Source organism: Methylobacterium sp. HJ2, assembly GCF_056431005.1.
Genome location: NZ_JBWJYM010000012.1, coordinates 1 through 15,114 on the forward strand (window position 1 = coordinate 1; position 15,114 = coordinate 15,114).

Here is a 15,114-nt window from a genome sequence, read left to right on the forward strand (position 1 = left end):
CGGCGCGGGAGCGGCCCGCGCCGAGCGACCGCTCCCGGCGCCGTCAGCCCAGGGCCTGCTCGACCGCCCGGCCGCAGGCCTGCGTGTCGGCGTTGCCGCCGAGGTCGCGCGTGCGCAGCGTGCGCTCGGACAGCACCCGCTCGATGCCCGCGACGATCTCGGCCGCGGCTTGCGTCTCGCCGAGATGCTCCAGCATCATCGCGCCCGACCAGATCTGACCGATCGGGTTGGCGATGCCCTGGCCGGCGATGTCCGGGGCCGAGCCGTGCACCGGCTCGAACACCGAGGGGAACAGCCGGTCCGGGTTGATGTTGCCGGACGGCGCGATGCCGATCGTGCCGGTGCAGGCGGGCCCGAGATCGGACAGGATGTCGCCGAACAGGTTGGAGGCCACCACCACGTCGAACCGATCCGGGTTCAGCACGAAATGCGCGCTCAGGATGTCGATGTGGTACTGGTCCCAGCGCACGTCGGGGTAGTGCTCGGCCATCGCCCGCACGCGCTCGTCCCAGTACGGCATGGTGATCGAGATGCCGTTGGACTTCGTCGCGGAGGTCAGGTGGCGCTTCGGTCGCGCCTGGGCGAGCTCGAAGGCGAAGCGCAGCACCCGGTCGGTGCCGTGCCGGGTGAAGACCGATTCCTGCACGGCGAACTCGCGCTCCGTCCCGGCGAACATCCGCCCGCCCGCGTTCGAGTACTCGCCCTCGGTGTTCTCGCGGACCACCCAGAAATCGATGTCGCCGGGCTTCCGGTTGGCGAGCGGGCTCGGCACGCCGGGCATCAGGCGCACGGGGCGCAGGTTCACGTACTGGTCGAATTCCCGCCGGAACAGGATCAGCGAGCCCCAGAGGGAGACGTGGTCCGGCACCTGGTCGGGCATGCCGACGGCGCCGAAGAAGATCGCGTCGTGCGAGCCGATCCGCGCCTTCCAGTCCTCGGGCATCATCCGGCCATGCGCGGCGTAGTAATCGCACGAGGCGAAGTCGAACCAGTCGAGCTGCAGGCCGAAGCCGTGGCGCTTGGCCGCCGCCTCCAGGACCCGCACGCCCTCGGGCACGACCTCCTTGCCGATGCCGTCGCCGGGGATGACGGCGATCCGGTAGCTCCGCGCCGGGTTGGCCATGATGCACTCCTTGGCTGTCTGCGTCCCGTCCCGACTGGCGAAGGGCGCCGCTCCGGTCAACCGGGCTGATACGGGCGCCGGTTGCTCGAACCGGAGCGTGTATCACGCCAAGTCCTCGCGGCGCTCGAGCGAAGCCCAGATCCGCGATCCCGAAGGGGTCCTCCGGATCCGGACGGACGCTCCGGCCGCGGCCGACACGTCATGCGGGCTCACCCGCGATCGCCCGGCGCTGGCGCTCCAGCTCGTCGCTGTAGCGCTTGAGCGTGTGGCTCTCGGTGAGCATGCCGATGACCCGGCGCTCGTCCGTGCTGTCCACCACCGCCAGCGCCTCGCTCTCGGTGCGGTCGAAGGCGGCCGAGGCCTCCTTGGCATTCATCTCCGGCGTCAGGAAATCCCCCGGGTGGCGCACCACGTCGGCGAGAGCCGCGTCCGCGGGCGCGGCATGGGCCTCCGGGACGAGCACCATGCCGGCGTAGCGCTCGGCCGCGTCGACCACCACCACGCGGGAGGGCGAGCCGATCGGGTGCGCCCGCAGGAAGCTCGCGAGCGGGGTGTCGAGGGCCACGGGCCGGATGTCGCGGCGCATCAGCCGCCCGACGGTGAGATTGCGGATCCAGCCGATGTCGTGGGCGCTGCGGATGCTCTCCCCGCGCAGATGGAAGCGCCAGGTGGCGAAGGAATAGCCGAAGGTCTTGCGCACGGTGAGCGAGGAGGCGATCACCGCCGCGAGGACGAGACCGGTGATCGGCAGGCTGCCGGTCACCTCCAGCGCCAGGAAGGTCATGGTCAGCGGGCCGCCGATCACCGCGACCGCGAGCGCGCTCATGCCGATCACCGCGTAGGCCAGCGGCGTCAGCCCGAAGGCCGCCATCCCGGGCACGAGGAGCGGCGCGAGGGCGGCGAAAAGCTTTCCGGCGAGCGCGCCGAGGAACAGCGAGGCGAAGAACAGGCCGCCGCGAAACCCCGACCCGATCGAGATCGCCGACGCCGTGGCCTTGGCGGCGAACAGGATCGCCAGCGCGCCGATGCCGTAATCCTGGGCGTGCTCGGCGAAGTGCAGGTGCAGCGCCCCGTGGCCGCCGGACATCACCTGCGGCGTCACCGCGAGCGCCAGGCCGCCGACGCAGAGGCCGCCGAGGGCCGGGGCGAGCGACCGCGGGATCCGCGTGGCCTGGACCAGTCGCTCGATCAGGGTCACGCCCCGCATGATCAGGATGCCGAGCCCGGCGCAGGCGAGGCCGAGAGCGAGGCTCGGCAGGATCTCGGCGCTGGTGACGGTGGAGGTCGTCACCGCCTGCATGTTGTCGAAGACGACGAGGGGCTCGGTCCGGATCAGCGCGCGGGCGACGAGGCTGCCGCAGAGCGCCGCCGCGACGACCGGCGTCAGCGTCGCGATCGAGTAGGTGCCGATGATCAGTTCGAAGGCGTAGAACGCCCCCGTCAGCGGCGCCCCGAAGGCGGCGGCGATGGCGGCGGCGGCCCCGCAGCCCACCAGCGTCCGCAGGTCGCCCCGGCGCATCTCGAAGGCGATGCCGAGCCAGGAGGCGATCCCGGAGCAGATCTGGGTGTAGCCGGCCTCGAGCCCGACCGAGGCGCCCGACCCGTTCGAGATCACGTTCTGGACCGAGACGAAGAGGCTGTCGCGCAGGGACATGCGCCCGCCGTGCAGGGCATTGGCCTCGATCGGATCGATCGCCGGCCGGCGGCGGCCGGCGCGCAGCCGCCCGACCGCGAGGATGAACAGCCCGAGGACGAGCCCGCCGAGGCAGGGCCCGAGCAGCAGGGCCAGGGGCTCGGGCCCCGGCGCGGCGCTGAGGCGCATGCCCGAAGGCAGCCCGTAGAGCCATTCGCGCAGGCCCTGGGTGGCGAGGTTCATGCCCGAGACGGCGACGCCCCCGACGCAGCCGGTGAGCGCCGCCAGCAGGACCATCCCGGTCTCGCTGCGGCGCACGAAGGCGCGCAGGCGCTCCGGCGCCTGGATCCAGGCGGGGCCGCTCCGGCGCGGCGCCGGCCGGGTAACGGCCGCCCGCGCGGCCGGTGCGGGCTTGGGCGGCGCAAGTTTGGGCGGCGCAAGTTTGGGCGACGCAAGTTTGGGCGGCGCGGGCTTGGGCGGGCGGGCGGGACGCTGGCTCACGGGATGTTCTTTAGGGCCCAACGCCCCGCACCGTCCATCGTCCGCGAACTCCGTGCTTGAAATGCCGGTCGGCGCACGATACATCGCCGCGCAGTGCCGCCGTAGCTCAGTTGGTTAGAGCACCAGATTGTGGATCTGGGGGTCCCCCGTTCGAGCCGGGGCGGTGGTACCATCACTTAGCTGATTTCGGACATCTCGAAGTTCGGTCAGGGGTAACGCTAGGGGTAACAGCGCCCCTAGCGCCTCCCAGGCAGCTAGTGCCGAAAATTCAGCACCGCTCTCTCGCAATTAAATTCGCCACCGTGCCCGCACGCAGGCCGGCACTCCCGAAGGTGTCGCCAGCTTGTGCAGTCCCGACGCCTCCATCCGATCCGCCGCAAGCCGCATCAGACTGTTGGCGCGGCGCAGATCGAACCAGGCGGCTCGGGTCAGGCAGTGCCGATGCGAGGCGCGATGGCGCATCGCCCATGTTCAGAGGTAACAGGCCGCTGGTATGCTTCAGGCAAGTCCTGTCCTCTCCGAGCACCTGAAGGCCGAGGGCTACCTGCCATGAGCGCCGGCCATGGGCTCTTCCATGTTTGATGTGACGCTGACCGCAAACTCTCCTGACAGCATCGCGCACATCATCCAAGTCGCCCTGGCACCCGCCTTCCTGCTGTCCGCACTGGCGACGCTTCTGAACGTCTTCTCGACACGCTTGGGCCGGATCTCCGACAAGGTCGATGCGCTCTCCGCGGAAATCGCAAGGGCCTCGTCGGCCGATGCATCTCGCCTTTCCCGTCGCTTGGCCTACCTGCGGCGCCGCTCCGTCGCGCTCGACATTGCTGTCGTGCTCGCATCCCTCGGCAGTTGCCTGATCGGGCTTGCGGTGCTGACGCTGTTCGTGGGAGCCCTGCGGGATGCAGCAACGGCCTCAGTGCTGTTTGCGTGCTTTGGTGCGGCGCTGATCTGCACCGTGGCAGCCGTCGTGGCCTTCCTGCTAGAGATCATGATGGCGGGACGCGGCGTCCGGGACGAGGTTGATCACCAGCAGGACCGGGCTGCGACGGCAGCGGTAAGGCCGTCGCCAGCCTTGCAGCGGAAGCGCTGACGGCGAAGCGGTCCGAACGCGGCAACGAGGGCGCGAGTTGGAGCGGGACCCACCCGACATCGATCGGACATCAGATTCATTTGCACTCTGTTCAGCGACAACTGACTTAGCTGAACCGCTCCTTAGCCCGGTCCAAAGCCGGCTGTTCAGGTCAACACAGCCACACGCATTTCCTATAAGTTCATTAAAATTTAACTATAAAATTCCATAGTGTCAGCACCGAATTTACACATGCTTTTGGTCTGCAGGTGGGTGTTCCAGGTTGGCCGCGACGACCAAACGATAGGAAGAATCTTTCACCAATTTTCCGAATTGTGTGACTATTTAGGCACACAAAGTATGTCGCCTGGCGCCTATAAAACTTACATGAATCCGAGGGGTCGGGATGTCTAGGAAAATCCGCCAGCTCAGCTTATTGAGCACGCTCTCAACACCCTGCATCTTGTCTTCTGCCTACTTTACCACGCCTGCCCTGGCGCAATCGATATATTGTCCGAACGCGGCGGTGACGGCGCAGGTCGGCAATCTAACGTTCACAGCCGGCGGACCGAATGGCTCTGCCGATTACTCTTTGCAGAATGGAAGCTGCACCAACGGCACCAACGGCTCCGGAGCCTTCTCAGGAGCGGCCTTAGCGACGCAAGCGCTCAGCGACCTTTCACAATCGGCAACGACCGAGACGAACCGATCCGTCAGCAACGCAATCGATGGGCGCCGAACCGAGGAGCGCCAACGCTCCGCAGCTGTTGCGGACGCGCGTCGGCGAGAGATCGACGAGCAGCGCGCGCGCGAACTGGATCGTAGGCAAAGCCTTCGGGCCGAGCGGCCTCGTGTCCGTCGGCGCCCAAACCAGCCGTCACAGGAGGTGAAGGTCGAGACCCAACGGGCACCGGTCGGCGCCGAGACCCGTCGGGCAGTGGCCGCCGAGACCCGCCGGCTGGGTGCAGCGCGTCGAGCGCGGGGTCTCAGGGCCGCCGATGAGCGGGAGATCGCGCCGGCCAGAGCGCCCTCTCAGATAGTGCGGAAGGGTTACGATCCGGTCGTGCCGGTTCTTCCAACTACTAATGTGTACCTGCCGGAGGGCCCGCGCTTCGGCGCCTTCGCGCAAGGCTTCGGCGATTTCGAGCGCCGAAATGGCCGAGCGGACACGCTGCTGCGCTATCAGGCTGGCCCGCTGAACCCCGTAGAAGATAAGCCCTTTGCGGTCCTGCAAAAGAGCGCGACGACAACGACAGGCTTCACGGGCGGCGTCGATGTCACGACGCGCAACTTGGTCGAGCCGGGAGACGGCATCATTGCCGGTTTACTGAGCGGATACATCAATACATCGATCGACATCACGACCCGTACAGTATCCACGAACGATGTGCCGCCAGGCCAATCCCTGACGAAAGTGTCGCTTTCCGGACCATCCGTGGGCGCGTTCGCGACTTATTTCAATCAAGGGTTCTCGATCGATCAGACATTAAAGGCGGATTTCTACAGCTTAAATCAGAGCTTTACCGAAAGTCTCGGATTTTGCTGCAGCGTTGCCTTTAGGAATCCTGTCGTAACCAATGCCTTAATTTCCGGCGCCGGGAAGGCGGATCTGACGCAATTTTCCTCGATCGGCAATATGAACTATAGGATCTTCACGTTCGGCAACGCCTGGATTGAGCCGACAGTCGGCTACCAGTACACCAACTCCTACTATGATGCCGGCGCCGCGCAGCTGGGCTTGCGTGATGGCTATCTCATCCGTGTCCAGGGCGGCGCTCGGATCGGTTACGAGAGTTTCATCGGCACCACACGCGTCACCGCCATCCTGACCGGCCTGGCCTACGAAAACGTCGTGATCTCCGGTGGCTTCATCCAGGCGGGCGCTTTCGGCAGCAACGTCTTCGCTCTCAACGATGAGGGTAAGTTGCGCGGCCAGGGCATTCTCACCCTCGCCCTTGATCACGGCAACGGATTCTCGACCTTCGTCCAGGGCGATGTCCGGGGTGGCGACCGCTACTTCGCCGCCGGTGGCCGGGGAGGCGTCCGATATCAGTGGTGACGGACGCCCGTTTCAGTCATGCAGCGATCCTGGTTTGCCCTGGATCGATCTTCGCCGAAGTGCCCCCCCGTCCAGTGCCGAGTAGCATGCCGGAATGGGTTGCCACGTAAGACTTGCAGATCTCGCCCGACGCGGCCAGATGTCGCTTCGAATAAGATCTGATTTAGCTCATCGCAGGACAGTCAAATAGGCTCAAGGCGTCCCTGTTTTTGTGCTCAGGCGCTTCGCCTATGAAACTGATCGTACTTGGGCTGTCGACAGATGCTGAGACGACGAGACGTTTGCGCGCTCACGCCAATCAACTGCATTGTTGCTAACGCCCCCGACTGCCCGCGTTTCCCCGTCCGATAACGTATTGGAGATGATCTCGAAGGCGCGCCACAAGTGGGCTGCCGAAGCTGGCGCGCATAGCCAATTCATCGTACATGGATTGCCTTGGGGAAAGGGCTACTGTGAGAATTTTAATTGCAATCTTCAGGACGAATGTCCGAGACAGAAGCTCAGCTAACTGCTGAACGAAGCACAAATCGAGATCGACCTATGGCAGACTCTCCACGGCCGTTTCTGGCCGTAGGCATCGTCGGCCTATCGGCCTCCTGCGCCCATCAGGTTTCCGGATCTGGCATTCAAAACATGCTTGACCGCTACTGCGCAGCAGCCTTCCATCTGGTCCAGTCCCAAACACCGGCCAGGTCAGAGATATCTCTTGCTAGACTAGCGTTAGTACGGTCTAAGCACTACCTTCAGTTGATTCTCGTAAAGTAAAAATTTTCGCTCGGAAGCGATCCATAGGTCATCGGCTCCTGTGCGCGAGAAGTCGAACTCAGCACATCGTCTCTGATGGAACGGAACATCATACTGATCTCAACTCCAGGCTTCTTAATATTATCAACAATGGCGCGAGCGAAGGGACTGTTCTGCCCCTTTCCATCATAGGCCAGTTGCCCATCTCGCGCTGCATAGGCGACTAAAGTGCCGCCGTCCGGCTCGATTCGCGCCAGACCTTGACCCATCGAGCGAGCGAATGCGCTGCGCTTCATACGGGATGCGAACGGATTCTCTCGGCAGGCATCGAGCACGATCAGACGCAGCTTTTTGGCTTTCTCGACCGAGAGGAGGACCCGATCGAAGCTGATGGTCTCATCCGCGATATCGCGGTCGGCACGCAGACGTGCGTCTACTGGCACAAGGTAGTTGCGGCCATTTACTTCAAATCCGTGGCCCGCATAGTAAACCATCGCCCAATCGGTCTGATCCACCTGATCCTCAAAATTACGGATTACTTCGATCAGCTGCTCTCGCGTGAGATTGAATCCTGTGATGACAGTCTGGAAGCCAGCCGATCTTAGAGCAGCGGCGATCATCTCAGCGTCACGCTGTGGGTTGGGCAACGCAGGAACGTCGCGATAGGCTGAATTGCCGATCACCAGCGCGATACGACGCTCCGGGGGAGATTTCGGCAGATCCTGCTTGACGGGGGGCTTGTCGAGGCGCGCCTCGAGCTCCTGTTTGAGACGCGCTTCATATTCGCTCCTGGCACGAGCCTCGGTCTCGGCCCTGATTTTGGCTTCCAACTGCGCGCGAATCCGCACCTCTTCCGTGGCCTTGACCTTCGCTTCGGCGTTCATCCGATCGAGCGCAGCCTGAAGGACCGCCTTGGACTGGGCATCGGCCCGCGCGGCTGACTCGGTCCGGACCTTGGCCTCGAATTCGAGACGCGCAACCCGCTCGGCTTCCGCCCGGACGCGGGCCTCCTCGTCCGCCTTGCGGCGCAGGTCTGCGGCCTCCTTGGCCGCCTGTTCGGCTGCAACGCGCCGCGCCTTCTCGAGAGAGGCGACCCGCTCCGCCTCCGCACGGATTCGGGCCTCCTCGTCGGCCTTGCGCCGAAATTCCGCGGCTTCCTTGGCCGATTGTTCGGCCACAAGGCGCCGCGTCTTCTCAAGAGCGGCGATCTGCGCGGTCTCCGCGGCTCGTGCGTCGGCCTTCGTCTGCTCTGCGTTCAGCGCCTGCAACTGTGCCCGCGCCCGCTCCTGGGCCGGGCGTGCCATGGCGGCGTCGATCGACGCCGGCAGAGCGAGTGCCTTCTCGAAATCCGCGCGTGCCGCCGCAAGCCTGCCGCTCTTCTGGTAGGTTGCGCCGCGTCCTTCGAAGGCGGCGACGAAATCCGGCACGAAGCGGATTGCGGCGTCGAGATCGGCTAACGCATCCTTCAGGTTTCCCTGGTCGCGCCGGGCGACGCCCCGATAGGTCAGTGCGATCGGAGAGCGTGGGGTGAGAGCCACTGCCTTGTCCAGATCGGCGAAGGCGCCGCGCAGATCACCGGAGATCCGGCGCAATTCCCCGCGATTGGCATAGGCCAAACCGTTTCGCGGACTGATGAGGATCGCTTGGCTGCAATCGGCGATCGCCTTGTTCAGATCGCCGCGGCTGCGCCAGAGCAGGGCGCGGTTCACGTAGACCTCGGCCGAACCAGCTATCGCGACGGCGCTGTCGTGATCGGCCTGAGAGGCATCGAGCTCGCCGCGCAGACGATGCGCTTCGCCTCGGGCACTGAGCGCGATGGCGTTTTTCGGATCGTGCTTCAACGCCTCGGTGTAATCGGCGATGGCCCCTTCAAGATCGGCGCGATCCATGAGGACGCCAGCGCGATTGACGTAGCCGCGCGGGTCCGTAGGCGCGAGACGAATATACGTGGAGAAATCCTCGATCGCGTCCTGAAGTCTGCGCCGGAAGTGATAGGCAAGGCCGCGGTTGAGAAAAGCCGGATGGTAATCCTTGTTGATCTCGAGTGCCCGATTGAAGTCCCGGATCGCGAGCTCGTACTCCTCCTTGCCGAAGAGTGCCGATCCGCGATCATTGAACAGGGCCTCGGACCGCGGGGCGATCCGGATCGCGCGTCCGAGATCGTCGACCGCCTTGTCCAGCTCGCCGCTCGACTGCCATGCGCGGGCTCTGAACCGATAGGACTCGGCGCTGTCGGGATCGAGATTCAGCGCGCTGGTGAAGTCGGCGATCGCGCTGGTCGTGTCGCCGCGCACGAGGCGGGCGAGACCGCGATTGTTCAGCCACTTCGATGCGTCGGGACTCGATCGCGCCTCGTTGAGAAGGCGCGTGCAGGAGCGAATGCCTTCGGCCGGCTCGGAGAGCGACCGGCTGCAGGCATCCAGATCGCCCGCAAGGCTCGGCGCAGAGAGCAGCGCTCCCCACGCAACCACCGCAACCCGCCACAGCATCACGATCTTCGCCGCCGAATTCGACGCCTCATTAGGTTCCCCGGGACTACCATCCCGGCCGATTGCAGGCGAGCGAAAATTCGATTTAAGCATCGGGCGGCCTGTCACCATGGGCGAGAACCCACGCGCGTGCATCCGGTCTGATTTGGGTCCCTCATGCTCCGTCACGAGATTGTGCTTGGGCACCCGATCGTCCGGGTCCCAACTTGGCGAGCGACGGCCCAGGCTGCCCTGCGCGCTGCATCAATCAACACCGGTGCAGGACAGCCAGTGCGCGCAGGGTCCCGCAAGCCCACCCATAGGCCGGGAACGCGTGCGCGAGCCACGCTCGCGGGATTATGGGCGCTTTGCCTCATGCCGACGCCGACCTGGGGAGCCTGTGCCGGACGCGACCTATTTCCCCCACCGGGCGCGCTCGGTACCGCCGACCCGTCTGAGATTCGCTTTGAGGCTGCGACCCTGCCCTTCCGTTTCGGACGCCTCTATCGCGTAACGTCGACTGGCAGGCCGCCTTCCTATCTCCTCGGAACGATTCATCTCGCCGATCCACGGGCCAACAAGCTGTCGGTTCGGGCGCAGGCGGCTTTGGCCGAAACCAAGGTCGTCGCGGTCGAGGTGCTCGTGTCGCATGCGCTCGGCCGTCAGGATACCAGGATGCTGCTCGCGGCGCCGGCGCAGCGCCCCGATCGTTTGCTTGATGCGCACCAATTTTCCTCGCTGGTCGACGTTGCGGCGCGGCGTGGCCTCGCGCGTCAGCTGGCGCGTCAGCTCAAGCCGACAGTCCTCGCGCTGCTTCTAGACCTTCCGCCCTGCGCAATCGGCACTTCCGATGAGAGCTATCTCGATGCCGAACTCGTCGCCCAAGCCCGAACGCGGGGCCTACAGGTGATCGGCTTGGAGACGCTGGCGGAGCAGATCTCAGCCGTAGACGGCCTGGGCGCCGCGGTCGAGCGGCAGCTCCTTGAGGCTATCATCGCTCAAGCCCACTTCGCCGACGACGTCGTCGAAACGATGTTGCAGCGCTACAAGGAGAGCGATGCGGGAGGACTCCTAGCTTGGATGCGATCGCCGGCAATGATCCCAGGACAGCGGACTACAGTCGTCCCTCCGATGTTTTTGGATCGGCTGATTACGGCGCGGAACCGGAGGTTGCTCGATCGAATCCAGCCGCTGCTAGAGGCGGGCGGAGCGTTCATTGCGGTGGGGCTAGCGCATCTGCCGGGGCAGCAGGGAATACTAGCTCTGGCAGCCGGTAAAGGTTTTCGTCTCGAACTTATTGAATAGATAATATATTGATAGCTGTTAAACGTGAATATTAGCGGCGCCCTCTTAAACAATCTATCCTGAGTAATATCTATATATTTCTTATTCATGCGCCTGTAAATCAGTAAAATAACTCTTTAAATTAATATTTACTGTCATTCAGACTGCATTAATTGTTTCAGGGTCTGGAGTCGATTAGCACTAGAGGAAGACAGCTACACCCGTATTAGGGGATGGCCCGCCCGTCCTTTGCCGCCAGCACTAAACTGACGTGGTCTATGAAGAAGACGATTGTCAATCACCGTGTAGGTGCTGATCGTAGGTGACCCGACCGGACGGCTTTGGAACGGGCTGATTAAGAGGATCAGCCAGGAATGAAGGAGCTGAATATGAAGCGAAGTTGACCTGACCGGTATTTTGAACCCGGATAGTTGCGAGGCTAGTGCATGGTCGCGCCCACGGGTAGCTGGAAGACCAGGTCTGGGTAGCTGACGGGCGCGGGTGGTCGATAGCCCAGCGAAGAGTGGGGCCGGACGCGGCTGTAGATGTTCTGCCACAGGGTGACCACGGTCTGGGCTTCCTTGAGCGAGTAGAAGATCTCTTGGCGCAGACACTCGCCGCGCAGCTCTGCTCGGAGACATCTACTTCCTTGCAGGCAACGGCGCTGCTCCTGCCTTGCGCCGTCTGTAACTCGATTTGGCGCAGCATCAGCACGACCTGTTCCGCGCTCGGCCTTTGTCCTCACTTCATCTCCAACTCCTCCGGTCCAGGCTGATCCTCTCAATCAGCCCGGTCCAAAGCCAGCCGGTCAGGTCACAGGTCGCGTTATAGTGAGATGTACACGGCCGAGCTGGAATTTCGGCGGCATGCATATGCCCGCGTCCTACATCATCCCGGCGACCGTCAGAGCCTACCGGGATCACTGCGACTGCTTCTTGAACGTGCGGCTCGTGCTTGACCCACAGCGCGCCGACTTCGAGCGCGCTTCGGATGATCGGCGGGTGATGCTATCCCTCCTCAGCATCACTGCGGCGCCGCGCGCTGTGTGGGAGCGAGTGAATGCGCTCAACCCATGGGCCTTCGAGCGGGGCGCCTTCGACTCGTACGCCACCGACTAAGAAATGGCCCAGGCGGGTACGGTCCCGCTCCGCCGATGCGGTGCCGAGCTGAAGCGGAAAAGCCGACGGCTGAGATAAGCCGTCGGCTTTTCCGCGAATCGCGTTCCGGCGTCGCAGCCATCTGGTCCAGAAGCCTGGGCCGACCGCCTGATCGCATTCGGAAAGTCTCCCAGAAGTCCCCCAGCCTGAACGGCGGAAACTGTGGATGGGGCTAAGTCATTGAGAAGCTTGGCGCACCCGACACGATTCGAACGTGTGACCTTTGCCTTCGGGGGGCAAAGCTCGACCTCATGAGCTATGGGAACACGGTAAGGAAATAATTCACTTTGGTTTCTCTGCCTCTCCAGATTGGGTTCAGAACCTGCCCACAAAGCCGGCACGCACGATCACAACCAAGGCTCTGGACCCCCTCGGATATATGTTTCGGTATCCGCCGCGAGCTCCAGGAGGTTGCGGCTGCGGATATAGGCGTCGTGCAACGGATCCGCCTCTGCGGCACAATATAGGGTCTCCTCGTAGGCGTGAGCCGCTTCCTCAGGCGTCATCTGGATCTCCGCGCACGAGCGTCGGGTCTGCTCAAGCCGCTGCAACCGATCTGTCAGTTTGGGATTCATTGCGATCCTCCTGCCGCCTGTTCCAAAGCGCTCAGACGAGTGCTGAATTCGTGCACCTCGATCGCCTTCACATGCGCGTCGACCGCTTTGCCGAGGTCTGCCGCCTCTCCGGGCGTCAGATCGCCCGCGGCCACCGCTCGCAGCAGCGCGCCCGTGGCCCGCGGCAGGTCCGCCGTGCTCTCGATCGGCGGCAACGCGAAGCTGACGAGGCGCTCCTTGCGGGGCGGACGAAGCGATCGAGGCACAGGCGCAGGGCGACCGTGTCGCCGAGCTGAGCCAACTCGACTGCCTTTCGGGTCAGAGCTTCGGCTTCGCCGTCGAGGATCGCCTCGACGGCCAAGGTCGCGCGGTTGCGGGCACCCTTTGGCCTGCCGGCCGTGTTGCCAAGGTTACCTGCTCCGAAGGGCCTGCCTCTACCTGGCATCGTCCTCGCCTCAATTACCGCCCAAGTAGCGCGACGGAGATCATACGCCGCCGCGGGCGGGATGCCTAAGGATTGACAGCTGGTCGGCGCTGCAACCGCAAAGCTAGGACCAGCGCCCCAGGCCAGAAGACGAGGCTCAGAATGGCCACCGCACCCACACCCTGGCCTTTCCACCACGCAAGCCCGACTGGCAGAAGCAGCCCTGGCACTGCGAGCAGGACGAAGCTCCAGAACTCGAGGTCAGACACCGGACGCGTCCATGCTCCGCCCCTCCGCCTGGGCCGCCGCTATCATCTCAGCGGTGATGGTGGTGAACTTGCTGCCGCTTACGAGTACGTCTCCGGGCGAGAGGTCCTCGATGCCGTTGTAGCGCCGGCGGCTCTCCATTGAAGGACTGCCGTCGTTCTCGAACGCATCCTCATGAAGGAGGCCGCTGCCCGTCTGATAGAAGAAAGCCATCTCTTCCTCCTCAACTCGTATGTAGTATGTGGGTGGAAACTTTTTAAGCAGCGCCTGCCAGTAATCCACTCTGCGGCAATGCACACTCAGCTGCCTGCAACGTGGTCATTCCACCCCAATTCTCGCGAGCTGAGAGCCTGCACCATCGCCGGAACTGACCTTGCCCCCTGTTTGCCCCCGTTCATAACCAGAGTCCGTTCTGGTTCTGGTCGTGTTTGGACCGGGTTGCAAACGCGTTCGGGGTGAGCCCACCGAGGCTCGTGTGCGGGCGGGAGGTGTTATAGTCGACCCGCCACGCCTCGATGATGGTCCGGGCCGCCGGCAGGCTCCGGAACAGATGCTCGTTCAGGCACTCGTCGCGCAAGCGCCCGTTCAAGCTTTCAACGAAGCCGTTCTGCTGCGGCTTGCCGGGGGCGATGTAGTGCCACTCGACCGCACGCTTTTCCTGCCAGCGCAGGATCGCGTGCGAGGTCAGTTCGGTGCCGTTGTCCGAGACGATCATCAGCGGCTTGCCGCGGCCAGCGATGATCCAGTCGAGTTCACGTGCGACGCGATGGCCGGACAGCGACGTGTCGACCACCAGCGCCAGGCATTCCCGCGTGCAGTCGTCGACCACGACGCGGATGCGGAAGCGCCGCCCGTCGTCGAGCGTGTCGGAGACGAAGTCGAGGCTCCAGCGCTGGTTCGGCTCCTGCGGCACGGCGGCCGGTGCCCGCGTGCCAAGGGCTCGTTTGCGCCCACCGCGCCTGCGCACCGACAGCCGCTCCTCCCGGTAGAGACGGAAGAGCTTCTTGTGGTTCAGGGTGAGGCCCTCCCGCCGCAGCAGGATCAGCAGACGTCGGTAGCCGAACCGGCGGCGCTCGCCAGCCAGGCTGCGCAGGCGTACCCGCACGGCCGCATCGTCACCTCGCGTCGAGGCATAGCGGTACGTCTTCGGCTCAAGGCCGATCAGCCCGCAGGCGCGACGCTGCGAATAGCCCTTCTCCTCGATGGCCCAGCTCACGGCCGTTCTCCGTGCGCCGGGCGTCAGAAGTTTTTTCCCAGCGCCTCACGCAGCGTCGCCACGTCGAGCATCGCCTCGGCCAGGAGCTTCTTGAGCTTGCGGTTCTCCTCGTCGAGCGCCTTTAGGCGACGCGCGTCGGAGACCTCCATGCCGCCGAAACGCGAGCGCCACGTGTAGAACGTCGCGTCGCTGATGCCGTGGCGACGGCAGATCTCAGCGACCGGTAGCCCGGCCTGCTGCTCCTTCAGGATGCCGATGATCTGCTCTTCGCTGAACCGGCTCTTCTTCATCGTCCGTCTCCTCTTCGACGGACCCTAGCTTCAGAGCGAGGGCAGGCCAGGGGGCAAGGTCACTCTGGCTACACCAAACTTGATGGTCCCTATTAAAATCAATGCCTTAGATCACTCCTGACCGCTCCTGACCACTTGTTTCCCGAGATTGTGGATCTGGGGGTCCCCCGTTCGAGCCGGGGCGGTGGTACCATCGAATTTCCGAGCCGGATGAAGGGGTTGGTTTCTGGACCCCTCCTTCACCGTCAGGTGTCCGCTTCTCAGCCCATCGCCAGGGTCGGCGCGCAGGAAGCAGCGCGGATCACGCGCCGCCTCAGCGTTGGTG

General features: G+C 64.1%; 10 protein-coding genes, 1 tRNA gene and 1 pseudogene. 4 read left to right on the forward strand and 8 right to left on the reverse strand.

Annotated elements, in window-relative coordinates; genetic code table 11:
* Positions 1-43 precede the first annotated feature (43 nt).
* Positions 44-1,123: a tartrate dehydrogenase gene (locus ACS5RC_RS23450; RefSeq protein WP_478346340.1), complete on the reverse strand. Its 1,080-nt coding sequence runs from the start codon at positions 1,121-1,123 to the stop codon at positions 44-46.
* A 199-nt stretch (positions 1,124-1,322) separates the two neighbouring features.
* Positions 1,323-3,053, reverse strand: coding sequence for a chloride channel protein (locus ACS5RC_RS23455; RefSeq protein WP_478346467.1), 1,731 nt, complete (start codon positions 3,051-3,053; stop codon positions 1,323-1,325).
* A 299-nt stretch (positions 3,054-3,352) separates the two neighbouring features.
* Here ACS5RC_RS23455 and ACS5RC_RS23460 point away from each other — a divergent pair.
* The 3 genes from ACS5RC_RS23460 to ACS5RC_RS23470 all read left to right on the forward strand — a co-directional run bounded on the left by ACS5RC_RS23460 (position 3,353) and on the right by ACS5RC_RS23470 (position 6,385).
* A tRNA-His gene (locus tag ACS5RC_RS23460) sits at positions 3,353-3,429 on the forward strand.
* 390 nt (positions 3,430-3,819) lie between these two features.
* Positions 3,820-4,347, forward strand: coding sequence for a DUF2721 domain-containing protein (locus ACS5RC_RS23465; RefSeq protein WP_478346341.1), 528 nt, complete (start codon positions 3,820-3,822; stop codon positions 4,345-4,347).
* 385 nt (positions 4,348-4,732) lie between these two features.
* Positions 4,733-6,385, forward strand: a complete 1,653-nt coding sequence (locus ACS5RC_RS23470; RefSeq protein WP_478346342.1) for a hypothetical protein — start codon at positions 4,733-4,735, stop codon at positions 6,383-6,385.
* A 743-nt stretch (positions 6,386-7,128) separates the two neighbouring features.
* On the opposite strand, the gene ACS5RC_RS23475 is transcribed toward ACS5RC_RS23470, so the two are convergent.
* The gene (locus ACS5RC_RS23475; protein ID WP_478346343.1) at positions 7,129-9,804 is read right to left on the reverse strand and encodes a caspase family protein; all 2,676 of its coding nucleotides are present in this window, start codon (positions 9,802-9,804) and stop codon (positions 7,129-7,131) included.
* Between the two features lie 168 nt (positions 9,805-9,972).
* Between ACS5RC_RS23475 and ACS5RC_RS23480 the strand changes: the two genes are divergently transcribed.
* Positions 9,973-10,902 carry a TraB/GumN family protein gene (locus ACS5RC_RS23480; protein WP_478346344.1) on the forward strand — a complete coding sequence of 310 codons (930 nt, stop codon included), beginning with the start codon at positions 9,973-9,975 and terminating at the stop codon, positions 10,900-10,902.
* Positions 10,903-11,320: 418 nt separating this feature from the next.
* Here ACS5RC_RS23480 and ACS5RC_RS23485 read toward each other — a convergent pair.
* The 5 genes and pseudogenes from ACS5RC_RS23485 to ACS5RC_RS23505 all read right to left on the reverse strand — a co-directional run.
* A pseudogene (locus ACS5RC_RS23485) lies at positions 11,321-11,509 on the reverse strand (integrase core domain-containing protein); the annotation flags it as partial.
* 1,100 nt (positions 11,510-12,609) lie between these two features.
* On the reverse strand, positions 12,610-12,807 hold the full coding sequence (locus ACS5RC_RS23490; RefSeq protein WP_478346477.1) for a hypothetical protein: 198 nt from the start codon (positions 12,805-12,807) through the stop codon (positions 12,610-12,612).
* Positions 12,729-13,037 carry a DUF5681 domain-containing protein gene (locus ACS5RC_RS23495; RefSeq protein ID WP_478346345.1) on the reverse strand — a complete coding sequence of 103 codons (309 nt, stop codon included), beginning with the start codon at positions 13,035-13,037 and terminating at the stop codon, positions 12,729-12,731. The genes ACS5RC_RS23490 and ACS5RC_RS23495 overlap by 79 nt, the downstream gene beginning before the upstream one ends.
* A 240-nt stretch (positions 13,038-13,277) precedes the next feature.
* On the reverse strand, positions 13,278-13,496 hold the full coding sequence (locus ACS5RC_RS23500) for a hypothetical protein (RefSeq protein WP_478346346.1): 219 nt from the start codon (positions 13,494-13,496) through the stop codon (positions 13,278-13,280).
* A gap of 181 nt (positions 13,497-13,677) precedes the next feature.
* Positions 13,678-14,789, reverse strand: a protein-coding gene (locus ACS5RC_RS23505; protein ID WP_478346347.1) for an IS3 family transposase whose coding sequence is annotated in 2 segments (ribosomal slippage) — positions 13,678-14,540 and positions 14,540-14,789 — 1,113 coding nt in all. Because the reading frame shifts where the segments join, the coding sequence is not laid out codon by codon here.
* Between the last annotated feature and the right edge of the window lie 325 nt (positions 14,790-15,114).